Raw genomic sequence first — 14,670 nt, 5'->3', positions numbered from 1 at the left:
GGAGTCGTTAATGCCCCCAGCGATCTTTGTGTCTGCTCTCTGTGTTCTTTGAAGATAAAAACATAGAAAATGTAAGGTGGGTGACGGAACTGGACCAGCGGTTAGCCTGCAATTAAACAATCAACCGAAAACGCCCTCCCTTAAACTGTATACTTCCCCCACATAAACCCCATCCAATAACTGCACCGCCATTTTACTCCTTTGCCCGGTTTGGCAATAACACACTACTTTTTTGTTCTTTGGGATAGCGGTAAGCGATGCCGTTAACTCGTATAACGGGAGGTTGATGCCTCCAATATTGCCATCTTCATGTTCATAATCTTCACGTACATCAATTAAAAAAACTTTATCAGCATAGGTTTCCAGCCAGCGATCTAAGGTTGCTTTATCGATTTCTGCTATGGCCTTACCGGTTTTGGCGAGCGCTGGTTTTGGGATATCAGCTGATTTTTTTGCCGCAATTTTAAATACCAGCACGGCATTGTTCAAGGCATTAACGCTCATCAGTTTGCCCGCAAGTGTTTCACCAATGCCGCAGATTAATTTTAGGGCTTCATTGGCCATGTATAAACCTATTAGGCCAGGCAAAATGCCGATTACCCCACCCTCTACACAGTTAATATTTTCAGTTGGTGGTGCCGGATAGAGGTCTCTATAGTTTGCACTGCCCTGGTGGTTAAATACCGCAACCTGGCCTTCGAACTGTAAAATAGAGCCGAAAATAAGTGTTTTGCCTAAAGCCACGCAGGTATCGTTCACTAAGTAACGGGTGGTAAAATTATCCGAACAATCGATCACCAGATCATAATCCTGGCAAATATTCACAGCATTATCAGCCCTAAAGCGTTCTTGATAAGCAGTAAAACCCACATGCGGATTAAGCAATTGGAGTTTTGCTGCAGCAATTTTTGCCTTAGCTTGCCCAATATCAGTATGGTTATATAAAATTTGCCTGTGCAGGTTGCTCAGTTCCACCACATCATCATCAACAATGCCGATTGTTCCTACACCCGCTGCAGCCAGGTATTGCAATACCGGGCAACCCAACCCACCTGCACCAATAAGCAGTACGCTGGCAGCTTTTAGTTTTTTCTGCCCTTCCAGACCCAGTTCGGGCAGGATCATTTGCCTGTTGTAACGGCTTAATTCTTCTTTAACTAACATGATTTTTGGATTAAACTCCTATCCCAGTCTTTCCAGATGGGTTCGTAACCTTGTTTTCGGATCATGGCCGCAATTTCCTTTGCCGAACGCTCATCAGATATTTCGAACTGCTCCAAAGATTGTGGCGCTACCTGGTAACCACCGGGATTGGTTTTAGAACCTGCACTGATGGCGGTAATGCCCAACTTAATCACCTGGTTCCGGAAAGTTACGGTTTCGCGGGTAGAAATAGACAGCTCTACTTCACTGTTGAATAAGCGGTAAGCACAGATCAGTTGTACCAATTCTTTATCGTTCATCACCACTTTTGGTTCTAAACCACCGCTAAAAGGCCGCAACCTGGGGAAAGAAATACTGAATTTACTTTGCCAATATTGTTTTTCGAGATAAGAGAGGTGCAGGGCCGTAAAAAATGAATCTGTCCGCCAGTCTTCCAGTCCGATTAAAACACCAAGTCCCATTTTATGGATACCAGCCTGCCCTAAGCGGTCAGGGGTTTCTAAGCGATATAAAAAGTTAGATTTTTTGCCCTTTGGATGGTGTTTCCGGTAATCATCCTGGTGGTAGGTTTCCTGGTAAACCAATACGGTATTTAGCCCGTGCGGAATAAGGGTTTCATAATCGGCTACATCCAAAGGTTGTACCTCCATGGCTATATGGGCAAAGTGTGGACTGATGAGGTCTAATACTTTTTTAAAATAATCGGTATGTACACTTTGGTTGGCTTCGCCTGTTACCAGCAGCACGTGGTCATAACCCATCTCTTTAATTACGGCAACCTCCTGCATAATTTCCATCGGGTTAAGCGTTCTGCGCCTTACCTTATTATCGTAGCTGAAACCACAATAAGTGCAAATATTATTACACTCGTTGGAGAGGTATAAAGGGATATACATCTGGATTACCCTGCCAAAACGATCTAAGGTTAAACGCTGGCTCATCTGCGCCATATCTTCGAGATAAGGCAAGGCGGCGGGCGAAATAAGCGCTTTAAAATCTTCCAGGCTGCGCTGTGTACTGCGCAATGCCCTTTCTACATCGGCTGCTGTTTTATCGTAAATGCTGGCTTTGGTATCGTCCCAGTTGTAGGATTCGAATACTTTGTTAAAACTCTTCATCTAAAAACGCGGTTAGTGGACTGCTTGCAGCAGCATAGTGTGTTTGGGCGCCTAATTTAGATTCGAAAGCCATTCTGCCAGCTTCTACAGCCATTTTAAAGGCAATGGCCATGTGGGTTGGATTTTCGGCTATGGCAATGGCGGTGTTCACCAAAACAGCATCAGCACCAATTTCCATGGCTTTAGCCGCATCAGATGGTGCACCTATACCGGCATCGATAATGACCGGAACCCTGCTCTGACTGATAATAATTTCTAAAAAATCGATTGTTCTTAATCCCTTATTACTGCCAATGGGCGAGCCTAAGGGCATCACCGCTGCGGTGCCTACATCTTCCAAACGTTTACATAAAACCGGGTCGGCATGGATATAAGGCAATACCACAAAACCGAGTTTAACCAGTTCTTCGGTTGCGTTAAGCGTTTCGATCGGATCTGGCATGAGGTATTTCGGATCGGGGTGGATTTCTAACTTGATCCAGTTGGTTTCTAAAGCTTCGCGCGCGAGCTGTGCGGCAAAAACGGCTTCTTTGGCATTACGCACACCCGAAGTATTGGGCAATAAATTGATATGCGGGTGTTTAAGGTGCTGAAGGATATCATCATCTTTTCCTTTTAAATCTACACGTTTGAGCGCTACGGTAACCAGTTCGGAGGCCGAGGCAATTAAGGCACTTTCCATCTCTTTGGCAGAACTAAATTTTCCGGTACCGGTAAAGAGACGAGAGCTAAAGGTTTGATCTGCTATGGTTAACATATCTGTAATTTTTAAATCGAATGAATACTGAACTTGCTGTTGATTTCTTCAAGAACCGCAGCCGTTTGTGTTTGGTTGGTGAGTGCTGCCGAGATGGCAATTCCGTAAATTCCGGTTTCGAGTATAGCCGGAATATCTGCTGTTTCAATACCACCTATGGCAATAATGGGTGTGCTAATGCCAGCCTGTCGCACTTTTTCCATTAACTTCTGGTAACCTTCCAAACCTACAATGGGGCTCAGATTTTCTTTTGTACGCGTAAACCTGAACGGACCCAAACCGATATAATCGGCCCCTTCGGCTACCCTTTGCTGGATATGTTCGAAAGTATTGGCTGTACCGCCGATAATCTGGTGTTTGCCAATAATTTTTCTGGCTTCAAGAATGGGCATATCCTGCAGACCCAAATGCACACCATAACTGTTTACGGCTTTCGCCAGCTGCGGATAATCGTTTATGATTAATTTGGCACCGTAAGTTTCGCATAAAGCCTGCGCGGCTTTCGCAAAAGGCAGGATTTCGCTTTCGGCCTGGTTTTTAATGCGCAGCTGGATCCATTTTCCGCCAGCTTGGAGCACCTGCTCAATGGCGTCGATATGCGTGCCTGTTTTAGGGGCTTGCGAAATATATTGTAAGGGCTGGATCATGGTTGTATTGTTAAATGTTGAGTATAAGCAAGGCATTTGGCCTGGGCTTTTTTAAAAGTAGTTAGGGCCTGGGAAGGATCGTTCCAGACACAACCCAATAGCGCAACGCCATCGAAGTTCATTTTTTTTACCTGATCGATCTGGTTGAGGCCAATGCCGCCCAAAGCGATTAATTTTGTATTGCTGTTAGGCTTATTTAAATGAAAATCTGGAGGAATAACCCCCATGTAACCGGGCTTGGAGAAGCTGTTAAATACGGGACCAAAAAAACTGTAGTGATACGGGGCAATATCATCAATTGCTGATAATTGATGGATAGAAGTGCTTAGTATATGGTTTTTGGGCAGTATATTGGTCGTTAAATTTTTTCTGAAGCTTTCGGTATGGTGGATTCTTTTAATATTATAATCGTTGGCCAAGGCATGGAAATGGTGCAGGGCAATGCGTGGATGGTATTCGGGTGAGATCCCTTCTACAATTTTTCGGTACCCGGTTTCATCGGCATTATCCTTACGCAAATGAAAAACCTGTAAACCGGCTTCGAAAAGCTGATTTACAAGATGGCATTCTTCCTTAAAAAGGGTTGGCTTGGCGATTACAATCAGTTCCATGGCAGCTTAAGAATAAATTTCGCTTCCTTTTTGGGTAAATTCTTTCGATTTTTCCTGCATGCCCTGCGCCAAAGCTTCTTCTGCTTCCACACCTTGTTTTGCAGCATACTCCCTCACATCCTGCGTAATTTTCATCGAGCAGAAATTGGGGCCGCACATCGAACAGAAATGCGCAATCTTGGCGCCTTCGGCTGGCAGGGTTTCGTCATGGAATTCTTTTGCCGTATCGGGATCGAGCGATAAATTAAACTGATCTTCCCACCTAAACTCGAACCGTGCCTTACTTAAAGCATTATCGCGGTATTGTGCGCCGGGGTGACCTTTAGCTAAATCGGCTGCATGCGCAGCAATTTTATAGGTGATCACGCCGTCTTTTACATCTTTTTTGTTTGGTAAGCCTAAATGTTCTTTCGGGGTTACATAACAGAGCATGGCTGTTCCAAACCAACCGATCATGGCTGCACCGATGGCCGAGGTAATGTGGTCGTAACCCGGCGCAATATCGGTAGTTAAAGGCCCTAAAGTATAAAAAGGAGCTTCGCCGCAATGATCGAGCTGTTTTTCCATATTGGCTTTAATCAGGTGCATGGGTACGTGCCCTGGTCCCTCTATAATGGTTTGTACATCATGTTTCCAGGCTATTTTGGTCAGCTCGCCCAGCGTTTCCAATTCAGAAAACTGTGCGGCATCGTTGGCATCGGCAATACAGCCGGGTCTTAAACCATCGCCTAACGAAAAGGCTACATCGTAAGCTTTCATAATTTCGCAGATTTCTTCGAAATGGGTATACAGGAAGTTTTCTTTGTGATGGGCCAGGCACCATTTGGCCATAATAGATCCGCCACGTGAAACAATGCCGGTGATTCTTTTCGCTGTTAATGGTACATAACGAAGTAAGACACCAGCATGGATGGTAAAATAATCTACACCTTGTTCGGCCTGCTCAATTAAAGTATCGCGGAAAATTTCCCAGGTGAGGTCTTCGGCTTTACCGTTTACTTTTTCAAGGGCCTGATAAATCGGAACGGTACCGATGGGTACGGGCGAATTGCGGATAATCCATTCGCGGGTTTCGTGGATATTTTTCCCTGTTGACAAATCCATAATGGTATCGGCTCCCCAACGGCAGGCCCAAACGGCTTTTTCTACTTCTTCTTCAATGGTAGAAGTAACGGCCGAGTTACCGATATTGGCGTTAATTTTGACCAGAAAGTTTCGGCCAATAATCATAGGCTCGAGCTCGGGATGATTGATGTTGCAGGGGATTACTGCCCTACCGGCCGCTACCTCTGCCCTTACAAATTCGGGTGTAATGTAGCCTTTAGGGGTATTTGCGCCAAAGCTATTGCCCTGGTGCTGGTGGTTCATTACATCGTGCTGCTCGCCCAATTGTGCGTTGAGTAGTTCGATCTGTTGGTTTTCCCTAATGGCGATGTATTCCATTTCGGCTGTAATGATGCCTTTTTTTGCATAATGCATTTGAGATACATTGGCGCCAGCCTGCGCTTTGTAGGGTTTGTTGATGAAATTAAAGCGTAAAGCATCAAGCTTCTCATCGGCCAGGCGCTGTTGTCCGTAAGCAGAAGATAATTGAGGGAGCTCTTCTACGTCAAGTCTGTCTTTTATCCATTGCTCTCTGATTCGGGGCAAGCCTTTTTTTACGTCGATCACAACATTAGGATCGGTATATGGTCCGCTGGTATCGTAAACGGTTACAGGCGGATTAGGTTCGGTTAAGCCAAAGCCATTGTGGATTTTGGTTTCCGTTAAACTGATTTCGCGCATGGCCACCTGGATATCGTGGATTTTTCCAGATACAAAAATTTTGCGTGAGGCCGGAAAAGGACTGCGGCTGATTACTTCTTGGTTCGGTGTTTTTTCTTGTTTCATATGAGTAGCTGTTTTTATCCGCCTTGAGTGGCTTTTATAAGTATAACCTGATCGGCTGGCTTTAATACATGGGTTGCCCAGTCTGATTTGGGAATAATGGTTTGGTTTACGGCAATGGCAAGGCCATTTGTTTCCGTTGAAATGACAGCAGTAAGCATCTGTTCGATGGAACAAGCCTCGTTGAGCAGATAGTTTTGATTGTTTATAGTTACTTCCATATTTTAAAAAATTGGAAAAACTATAGAGATTGCCCCAAAATGGAGATCGAAAAGACAGCAATGTTAAATTGCTTTCACTTTTCCCTTCGGCAGTACTAACTGCATCAGGTTCAAAGGGTATTTCTCAGCACGTAGGCACCCCTAAAGTTTTTTGTAAATATATGCGATTAAATTTCTAATGCAAATAAAAATTGATATAGATAAAATCTATACTTTATCGATAACTGTATTGTTATCGTTTTGAGTGCAGTGAAGAACCCAGAGGCTCTGCGATTGCGAGGCACGAAGCCAACCGAACATAGAGAGGTCATGAATACCAATAAAAACACTAGCAAGAATGAATAATCTTAAATCGCACGCCACTAGCGATCGTTGTAAGATTGCTTCGTCGGCTGAAAAAGCCTTCTCGCAATGACGACACTTTTCTCCCAAAACTCGGACTAAAGACCGTGAACTAGCCACCCGCCTTTTGCAAAACGTAAAAATTCCTTACCTTTGCACCATCACCAAAATCGCCCGATAGATGTAAGATTAATTTCTTTTCAGAAAAATAGATAACAGGCAGAGCATTTCCGCTCCTGCAATTATTTACCAATAAAAAGAAATTTATGCTTAATCTACAAGGAGCTAGCTATATCCACGCTAATGGAGATTTACTGTTTTCAGATTTAAATCTCACCATCAACAAATGCGAAAAAATTGCACTCATTGGCCATAATGGTGCAGGGAAATCGACACTTTTAAAAATTTTAGCAGGCAAACTTATGCCAACCGCCGGGTATGCAAAAACAGAATCGCCACCCTATTATATACCTCAGCTTTTTGGCCAGTTTAATGATTTGACGATTGCGCAGGCACTTAGGATTGAAGATAAACTAAAAGCACTGAACGAAATCCTCAAGGGAGAAGTAACCGACGATAACATGGCCATACTCAATGATGACTGGACCATTGAGGAACGTTGTGCGGAAGCCTTAAGCCATTGGCGATTGAAAGATTTAGATGTAAACCAGAAAATGGAAAGGTTAAGCGGCGGGCAAAAAACCAGCGTATTTTTAGCTGGCATCACCATACATCGCCCGGATATTGTTTTGCTGGACGAGCCGACCAATCATTTGGATCTGGAAGGTAGAAACAGGTTATATGATTATATCCGGTCGGCCAGGGCTACTTTTGTGGTAGTGAGTCACGACCGGACTTTATTAAACCAAATGGAAAAAGTTTACGAATTAAGTAAGCAGGGAATAACCTTGTACGGCGGAAATTACGATTTCTATGCGGCACAAAAGAAAACTGAAAATGAGGCTTTATACAATGATTTAAAAGCGAGGGGAAAAGCACTGCGTAAGGCTAAAGAGGTAGAAAGGGAATCGCTGGAGCGGCAACAGAAGCTTGATGCCAGAGGGAAGAAAAAACAGGAAAAAGCCGGATTACCGACCATTTCTATGAATACGTTAAAAAATAATGCAGAAAAAAGTACCGCAAAGCTGAAGGGGGTGCACGCAGAAAAACTCGAGCATATTTCGACCGAAATGAGCCAACTGCGTTCCGCATTACCCGATGCCGATAAAATGAAAATCGGTTTCAATCAGCCTACCTTGCATAAAGGAAAAAGTATTTTGGCGGCTAAGGAAATCAACTTTGCTTTCCACAATCAGTTCATTTGGAAAGAACCAATTAGCTTTCAGATTTTTAGTGGCGGACGTTACGCAATAAAAGGCAGAAACGGTTCAGGCAAAACCACCTTGATTAGGCTTATTTTGGATCAGCTGCAGCCCTCGACGGGAAGTTTAAATCAAGCTGGCATTAGCTCCATATATATTGATCAGGATTATTCGTTGATTGATAATCAACTTACCGTTTACGAGCAGGCGCAACAATATAACTTGGGTGCATTACAGGAGCATGAAGTAAAAATCCGTTTAAGCCGGTTTTTATTTGATAAAACCGAATGGAATAAGCCTTGCTTAGCCTTAAGCGGTGGCGAAAAAATGCGGTTGATTCTTTGTTCGTTAACCATCAGCAACCAATCGCCCGACCTTATGATCCTCGATGAGCCTACGAATAACCTCGATATCCAGAATATAGAAATTTTAACGGCAGCCATTAATGAATACCAAGGAACACTTTTGGTGGTATCGCATGATGAATATTTCTTAGACCAGATAGCAGTAGAGCATACAATAGACTTAAATTGATCTTTAAACAAAACTTAGCCTTATCTTCGTTTTAAATTAAAACCAGAGGTCCATGCAAAACCTGTTAGCATTACAAAGCGGAAAACTTAAAGGAGCGGTATCGTTAAAACTTTCTGAAAATTTAACGGAATTCCCAAGGGAAATATTCGATTTGGCTGATACACTGGAAGTATTGGACCTTTCTTTTAACAAGCTAAGCGCCCTTCCTGCAGATTTTGGGCGTTTAAAGAAATTGAAGATTTTCTTTTGTTCTGAAAACCTTTTTAAGGTGATGCCAGAGGTACTAGGCGACTGCCCTTTGTTGGATATTGCAGGTTTTAAATCTAACCAGATTGTATCGGTGCCGGCGAAATCGCTGAATCCTAATCTCCGCTGGCTGATTTTAACAAATAACAACATTGCCGAATTGCCTAAAGAGATTGGGCAGTGTAGGCGGATGCAAAAGCTGATGTTATCGGGTAACCGTTTAACGCAATTGCCTGATGAATTAAGCAATTGCCAAAATTTATCGTTGCTGCGTATTGCCGCCAATAAACTGCATGAACTGCCACAATGGGCGGCTACGATGCCTAAACTTTCGTGGATTGCATTTTCGGGGAACAACTTTAGTAAAACACCTGCTGTAGAAACACTTTCGTTGATTAATTGGCACGATTTAGAGATTAACCATTTATTGGGTGAGGGTGCTTCGGGCATTATTTCGAAAGCAAACAGGACTATTGGTGATGAAACTCAAGAGGTGGCCGTTAAAATATTTAAAGGCAATGTAACCAGCGATGGTTTGCCGGAAGATGAAATGACGGCCTACATTGCAGCGGGTTACCATCCTGGTTTGGTTAATTTAATCGGACAGATTGCCCTGCACCCGGAGGATAAAAAAGGGCTGGTGATGGACCTCATTCCGCATCATTTTTATAACCTGGGCAATCCGCCGAGTTTAGAAAGCTGCACCAGGGATGTTTTTCCTGAAGGGATGCAGCTGTCAGAAAACCAGATATTGAGCATTGCCAAAACCATTGCCTCCCTAGCTGCGCAACTGCACGAGGCCGGGATTATGCATGGCGATTTATATGCGCACAATATCCTGATTGATGATGAGGGAAGTACCTTGTTCGGTGATTTCGGTGCTGCAAGTTTTTATGATCTGGCTGATGCTACACTTGCCTTTGCGCTGGAACGGATAGAAGTGAGTGCTTATGGTTACCTGCTTGATGATTTACTTTCTTTAAAAAACGGAGCGGTAAACGAAACATGTTCGGATGCTTTGGCTGCCTTAAGAGATGCCTGTTTAGTTGCATCGCCGTTAGAGCGACCTGGTTTTCGGGATCTGGTTAAGGCATTAGCTAATATTTAGCTGCAAGAAATAGCCCCCAATGATAATTGGAGGCTATCAATAACATATTCCAATAGAAGGGGCGTCATTGTGAGAGGGAACAACGAAGCAATGACGATGCACCTATATGGGCTTTAGCAGCTATCAAATTATTGAGCATTACTAAAATTAACCATCCATTGGATACCGAACCTGTCTTTAAAGCTACCGAAGTAATCGCCCCAGAACATATCTTCCATTGGCATTTCGATGGTGCCACCTGCTGAAAGGCCATTAAATAGGCGATCGGCATCTTCTCGGCTCTCCGCCTGGATGTTAATATACATGTTATTACCTTCTTTAAGTACATGCCCAGCAGAAGGTACACAATCAGACGCCATTAAAGTGGTATGTTCATTAATGGGTAGCGCTACATGCATTACGCGGTTTTTTTCCGCTTCCGTTAATTTGTCCGATTCGGGTGCATCGCTCATTTTTGCAAAGAAGGTAAATTCTCCTCCAAAAACCGACTTATAAAAATTAAAAGCTTCTTCGGCCTGGCCGTCGAAGTTTAAGTAAGGGTGCATGGTAGCCATAATCTTATTTATTTTGTTTACAACTAAGTTACAGCGCTTAGCAATGACAAAATGGGTGCGCTTGAGACAAATGTAAGGGCGTTTTTGACATCTTTAAATTAATAAGCTTGTATGGTTCCACTTTGTTGCGATGAGTTTAAATCGGGTGCTGAACTTGAGAAAATACTATTTTAAATAGACTAAAATGTTTTATTCATTTTATAGTAGCTTTTGGGTAAGTTATTCTTTTACAGATGAATAAAATTGAACGGGAATATTTCTCATATCTTTTTCATATTTGTATCAGGGTATTAAACATTTGTTTGAATTAATTCTCAATCGTCCCAAAATAATTTTAGTTTGAGTAAACACGTCCTCTTTTGGGGGCGTGTTTTTTGCAAAAAAAAGAGCCTTTCATTGCTGAAAGGCTGCTCGTTTCAATCTAAATCGTCCCGTTGATTTAATTTTAACATAATAAATATAGTTATCAACATGTTAACATCAAATTAAAAGGTAAAAATACCCCTTAATAGGTAGTGATTTTCACTACACCGTGGCGACAGAATTTTAAGGTGAATAAAGGTAAGTGTTAGTATAAAACAAACAATGGCCGCCAACTTGATCTTGTACATTACAGCAAGTAATAAAAACCAACTCGCCTAATATAGATTAAGAAATGAAAGCTGTTGTGTTATTTTATTACATCAATACCAGTTTTAGAAACACTCTACTTCCCAAAACCGCGACCAGTTTTCGCCTATATCAAGTTTTATTATACCTTCTTTACGTGCTAATTCCTGATCGTGGTTAACACCATCAGCAACTCCGCACCAAGGCTCCAAGCAAATAAATGGCGCATCGGTGGCGGCCCATATGCCAAAGAAAGGAAATTCTTCGAAATGGAAATGCAGGCCATAATCGTTTTTGGTGTTAAGTAAACTAATACAATTGCTCTGCAGGGTTTTAAAAACCAATGCATCGTTATAAAACAGGCTATGTTTAAGGTTTAACCTGTGACCTCCCAGTTCAATGAGCTCCGTTTCGTTGGCTACTAATCCATCTTCAAGTTTCCAGAAAGTTAATTTCTCATCGGCATTAAAGGCCAGGTAGTAATCTTCGTAAACCGTATTGGGCGTATTGGGCACAGCAAATGCAGGGTGTGCACCAATTGAGAATAAAAGCTCGGCAGTACCTGTATTTTTTACCTCGTAAGTTAAGTTCAGTTTTCTATCTATTAATTGATACCTCAGTTTCAGTTCAAAATAAAAGGGATATACTTTTAAGGTATCTTCGTTTTGGGTTAACGTAAAAACAGCTTCGGTATCACTTATTTTTTCGAAATTAAAAACATGATCCGGGCGAAACCGTGACGGGGTAGCTCATAGCTTTTACCCTGGTAAATAAAACTATTGTTTTTTAATGAACCAACAATAGGAAATAAAACCGGACTGTGTTTTGCCCAATATTTTGGATTGGCATTCCATAAATATTCCAGCTTGGTTTCTTTACTAAATAAGCCTTGAAGTTCTGCGCCTTTAGCCGCCAGGCTAACTTTTATATAGTCGTTCTCGAGAGTTATCATTACAAGCTAAAAGTAACAAAAAGATGAGCTTTAAAAACATCTTTTTTATTAATTTTGATCATTAAGCTAATATAAAGCTTAATGCCCTGTTATTTTATTACCTGCGCATTTAATTCGCTCAAAAAAATCAGATACCTATGGCGATAGATTTAAAAAAATTATCAAATGCAAAAGTAAAGGCCGCCATTACCGCATTGCAAAAAGGCGACGAAAAAACATGGTTTCCTTTATTTGCTGCCGAGGTTGCCTTTTATGATGACGGGAACCAGATGAAATTTAATAATTTCTTTAAGAAAGCGCTGGGCCATGAGCGTTTTACCAGTATAGATAAAGTTGAAAACAACGGATTAGAGGTGTATGGTCATTTCCACTCCGACCAATGGGGCGATTTTAAAACCTTTTTTAAATTTCAGCTGAATAAGGAAGGAAAAATAGAGCGCTTAGATATTGGACAAGCTTCTTATTAGTGCTTAGTCCAAAGTCGTCAGTCATGAGTCCTTATTAATCGATTATTAGACTCATGACTACTGCCTCAAGACTTAGGACTTATCCCTTCTCTTCCCAGATAGAAGCAATGTTAATAATGGTTTGCACAGCTTTTTCCATATCCTGTACGCTTACCCATTCTTGTTTGCTATGAAAGGCATGTTCTCCGGCAAAAATATTGGGGCATGGTAAACCCATGTAAGAAAGTCGCGAGCCATCAGTTCCACCACGAATACTTTGCTGCTTGGGCACCACACCAGCTCTTTCAATGGCTTCAATACCATATTGCACAATTTTAGGATGTTGGTCTAAAATCTGTTTCATGTTGCGGTACTGTGCTTTAATATTAAGCTTGTAGGTAGATTTTGGATAGTTAGCCATTACCTTTTTTACGGTTTCTTCCAAAAACTGTCCGTGTGCGGCTAGTTTCTCATCGGTAAAATCTCTGATGATAAACTGAGCTTCTGCCTCTTCTACCTGCCCGTTCATACTCACCGGGTGGATAAACCCTTCTTTTTGATGTGTAGCTTCTGGTGTAAGGGCATCTTTGGGCAACGAATCTAAAATTTCAGCAAGGATCTTAATGGCACTTTCCATCTTTCCCTTTGCGAAACCCGGGTGCGTGCTTACGCCGTAAATTTTAAGGGTGGCGCCATCGGCAGAAAAGGTTTCATCTTCAATTGAGCCTAGTGTTTCCCCGTCTATGGTATAACCAAAATCGGCACCTAATTTCTTTAAGTCTGCCTTGTCTACACCACGGCCTATTTCTTCATCGGGGGTAAAAAGTAGCTTTATAGTTCCATGTTTTACCTCAGGATTTCTCATTAAAAAGGCAGCTGCTTCCATAATTTCTGCTAGCCCTGCCTTATTATCGGCACCCAATAAAGTTGTTCCGCTAGCCGTGATGATATCGTTACCAATTTGCTGCTTTAGGTCTTTGTGTTCAGACAGTTTTATTACAATATTGTTGTCATCTGGCAGAATTAAATCCTGTCCTTGATAATTGTCATGAATAATCGGTTTAACATTTTCGCCGCTACAATCAGGCGAGGTATCCATGTGCGAACAGAAGAAAATTACCGGTAATTGCTTGTGTGTATTTGAGGGGATTGTACCATACACATAACCGTTATCGTCCATTTCTGCATCAGAAACGCCGATTTCCAGCAGTTCTTGAACCAATTCTTTGCCTAAGTTTTTTTGTTTTAGGGTTGATGGGCAAGAGGGAGAATTTGGATCTGATTGCGTATCAATCTTCGCATATTTTATAAAACGCTGCGTTAGAGATTTGTTAAAGTTGGTGTATGTGCTCATAATTCAAAGTTAAAAGTTATAGATATTCGATAAACATATTATTTTTGTAAAAAAACAATATGATTTTTAATTTGCTGAGAACTACGTATATAACCCTTCTGCTTGTTTTTATAGGAAGTTTTTCTTTTGCCCAATCTAATTATTTTAAAATGTCGTACGGTTTTGGTGGAGGAGTAAACAAATCATATACCGATGTGTATAAAGGAAGTTTTGGCTACACCGCCTATGGGGTATTCGACTATTATATTACTCCCTTTGTAACCTTAGGTTTAGAGGGCCAGTATGGCATGGTTCAGGGTGGAGATATTGAAACCGACCCACACAACCGTCAGTTTGTAAATAAATATACGGCCATTACAGCCAATGTAAAATTGATGGTTGGCGAAGTGGTAGACTACAATAAAAGTGAATTTTTATACAACATACGAGGTTTGTATGTAGGTTTGGGCCTTGGGGTAATTAACAACAAGATTACCGATATTGTACGGTATAAACCAAGCTGGGCAGCGGTGGATCCCGGATATGGCCCTTTCCCCGGAAAAGATAAGAGCCTTAATATGGTGGTACCCTTAAACTTCGGTTTTAACTATTACATCAACGATGGATACGGTTATATGCGATACGTGATCAATATCAATGCGCAATCTAACTTTACTTTTGGCGAAGGACTTGATGGCTATAACGATTCGACCGCCAAATTTAAAAACTACTCGCCCGATGTTTATAATACCTATACCATAGGTTTTAAATACATGTTGGGTAATATCAGATCTTATCGTAAAACACTTTAATAACAGC

General features: G+C 41.8%; 15 protein-coding genes and 1 riboswitch. Of the genes, 4 read left to right on the top strand and 11 right to left on the bottom strand.

Going from position 1 to position 14,670, the window contains the following annotated elements; all coding sequences use genetic code 11:
- Positions 1-120: 120 nt before the first annotated feature.
- From moeB to thiS, 7 genes are read right to left on the bottom strand one after another with little or no spacing between them, the layout of a single operon-like run.
- Positions 121-1,164, bottom strand: coding sequence for a HesA/MoeB/ThiF family protein (gene moeB, locus H9N25_RS19490; RefSeq protein ID WP_190326944.1), 1,044 nt, complete (start codon positions 1,162-1,164; stop codon positions 121-123).
- Entirely contained in the window at positions 1,158-2,282 is a 1,125-nt protein-coding gene (thiH, locus tag H9N25_RS19485) for a 2-iminoacetate synthase ThiH (protein ID WP_190326943.1), read from the bottom strand. The genes moeB and thiH overlap by 7 nt, the downstream gene beginning before the upstream one ends.
- The gene (locus H9N25_RS19480) at positions 2,269-3,039 is read right to left on the bottom strand and encodes a thiazole synthase (protein ID WP_190326942.1); all 771 of its coding nucleotides are present in this window, start codon (positions 3,037-3,039) and stop codon (positions 2,269-2,271) included. The genes thiH and H9N25_RS19480 overlap by 14 nt, the downstream gene beginning before the upstream one ends.
- Before the next feature lie 11 nt (positions 3,040-3,050).
- A complete protein-coding gene (locus H9N25_RS19475) occupies positions 3,051-3,686 on the bottom strand; it encodes a thiamine phosphate synthase (protein ID WP_190326941.1) in 636 nt (211 codons plus the stop codon).
- Entirely contained in the window at positions 3,683-4,297 is a 615-nt protein-coding gene (locus tag H9N25_RS19470) for a thiamine phosphate synthase (RefSeq protein WP_190326940.1), read from the bottom strand. Before H9N25_RS19470 ends, H9N25_RS19475 begins: the two co-directional genes overlap by 4 nt.
- Positions 4,298-4,303: 6 nt before the next feature.
- Positions 4,304-6,187 carry a phosphomethylpyrimidine synthase ThiC gene (gene thiC / locus H9N25_RS19465; protein WP_190326939.1) on the bottom strand — a complete coding sequence of 628 codons (1,884 nt, stop codon included), beginning with the start codon at positions 6,185-6,187 and terminating at the stop codon, positions 4,304-4,306.
- Between the two features lie 14 nt (positions 6,188-6,201).
- A complete protein-coding gene (thiS, locus tag H9N25_RS19460) occupies positions 6,202-6,405 on the bottom strand; it encodes a sulfur carrier protein ThiS (protein WP_190326938.1) in 204 nt (67 codons plus the stop codon).
- Positions 6,406-6,469: 64 nt separating this feature from the next.
- Positions 6,470-6,558, bottom strand: a riboswitch (TPP riboswitch).
- Positions 6,559-7,013: 455 nt separating this feature from the next.
- Here thiS and abc-f point away from each other — a divergent pair.
- Both abc-f and H9N25_RS19450 read left to right on the top strand, forming a co-directional pair.
- On the top strand, positions 7,014-8,603 hold the full coding sequence (gene abc-f / locus H9N25_RS19455; RefSeq protein ID WP_190326937.1) for a ribosomal protection-like ABC-F family protein: 1,590 nt from the start codon (positions 7,014-7,016) through the stop codon (positions 8,601-8,603).
- Between the two features lie 52 nt (positions 8,604-8,655).
- On the top strand, positions 8,656-9,957 hold the full coding sequence (locus H9N25_RS19450; protein WP_190326936.1) for a leucine-rich repeat-containing protein kinase family protein: 1,302 nt from the start codon (positions 8,656-8,658) through the stop codon (positions 9,955-9,957).
- A 128-nt stretch (positions 9,958-10,085) separates the two neighbouring features.
- On the opposite strand, the gene H9N25_RS19445 is transcribed toward H9N25_RS19450, so the two are convergent.
- The 3 genes from H9N25_RS19445 to H9N25_RS25185 all read right to left on the bottom strand — a co-directional run bounded on the left by H9N25_RS19445 (position 10,086) and on the right by H9N25_RS25185 (position 12,072).
- The gene (locus H9N25_RS19445; protein ID WP_167295765.1) at positions 10,086-10,511 is read right to left on the bottom strand and encodes a VOC family protein; all 426 of its coding nucleotides are present in this window, start codon (positions 10,509-10,511) and stop codon (positions 10,086-10,088) included.
- A 695-nt stretch (positions 10,512-11,206) separates the two neighbouring features.
- Positions 11,207-11,821, bottom strand: a complete 615-nt coding sequence (locus H9N25_RS19440) for an aldose epimerase family protein (protein WP_255524659.1) — start codon at positions 11,819-11,821, stop codon at positions 11,207-11,209.
- Positions 11,818-12,072 carry an aldose epimerase family protein gene (locus H9N25_RS25185; RefSeq protein ID WP_255524496.1) on the bottom strand — a complete coding sequence of 85 codons (255 nt, stop codon included), beginning with the start codon at positions 12,070-12,072 and terminating at the stop codon, positions 11,818-11,820. Before H9N25_RS25185 ends, H9N25_RS19440 begins: the two co-directional genes overlap by 4 nt.
- A 137-nt stretch (positions 12,073-12,209) precedes the next feature.
- Here H9N25_RS25185 and H9N25_RS19435 point away from each other — a divergent pair, with 137 nt between their 5' ends.
- The gene (locus H9N25_RS19435) at positions 12,210-12,539 is read left to right on the top strand and encodes a hypothetical protein (protein WP_190326935.1); all 330 of its coding nucleotides are present in this window, start codon (positions 12,210-12,212) and stop codon (positions 12,537-12,539) included.
- A gap of 79 nt (positions 12,540-12,618) precedes the next feature.
- Here H9N25_RS19435 and pepT read toward each other — a convergent pair whose 3' ends face one another.
- Positions 12,619-13,872, bottom strand: coding sequence for a peptidase T (pepT, locus tag H9N25_RS19430; protein WP_167295762.1), 1,254 nt, complete (start codon positions 13,870-13,872; stop codon positions 12,619-12,621).
- 59 nt (positions 13,873-13,931) lie between these two features.
- Between pepT and H9N25_RS19425 the strand changes: the two genes are divergently transcribed.
- A complete protein-coding gene (locus tag H9N25_RS19425) occupies positions 13,932-14,663 on the top strand; it encodes a hypothetical protein (RefSeq protein WP_223833444.1) in 732 nt (243 codons plus the stop codon).
- Positions 14,664-14,670: the final 7 nt, after the last annotated feature.

It is taken from the genome of Pedobacter riviphilus, from assembly GCF_014692875.1.
Taxonomy (GTDB): Bacteria; Bacteroidota; Bacteroidia; order Sphingobacteriales; family Sphingobacteriaceae; genus Pedobacter; species Pedobacter riviphilus.
The sequence above is the reverse complement of the archived record's forward strand: the minus strand, read 5'-3'. Positions and strand labels throughout refer to the sequence as shown.